The organism is Phormidium sp. CCY1219, from assembly GCF_035615515.1.
In the GTDB taxonomy this organism is placed as follows: domain Bacteria; phylum Cyanobacteriota; class Cyanobacteriia; order Cyanobacteriales; family Laspinemataceae; genus CCY1219.
This window is the reverse complement of record NZ_JAJENT010000120.1, coordinates 1-349: the sequence shown is the minus strand read 5'-3', so window position 1 is coordinate 349 and position 349 is coordinate 1. Positions and strand designations below refer to the sequence as shown.

Annotated in this window: 1 protein-coding gene; it reads left to right on the top strand. The window is 43.0% G+C overall.

Annotated features, from left to right (window positions below; genetic code table 11):
- Positions 1-349 (top strand): reverse transcriptase domain-containing protein (locus tag LKK83_RS00665; RefSeq protein WP_324628801.1); only part of this gene is annotated, 349 nt, incomplete at both ends.

Genomic DNA, 349 nt, shown 5'->3' with positions numbered 1-349 from the left:
TAGATGCAGATATTGCAAAATGCTTCGACCGAATTAACCATGATTACTTGCTGTCCAAACTAGATTGTCCATCCGTGCTCAAACGGAGAATTAAACAATGGCTTAAAGCCGGAGTTTTGGATAATGGCGTATTTGAGGCAACAGAATCAGGAACTCCACAGGGTGGAGTCATTAGTCCACTGCTGGCAAACATTGCCTTACATGGGATGATAAATTCGGTAGTCAATGCCTTCCCTAAATCCAAATACATTGACGGAAAGCAAGATAAAGGATATCGTCCGAAAATCATCCGATATGCCGATGACTTCGTGGTACTTTCACCGCACAAAGAAGTCATACTAGAAGCCCG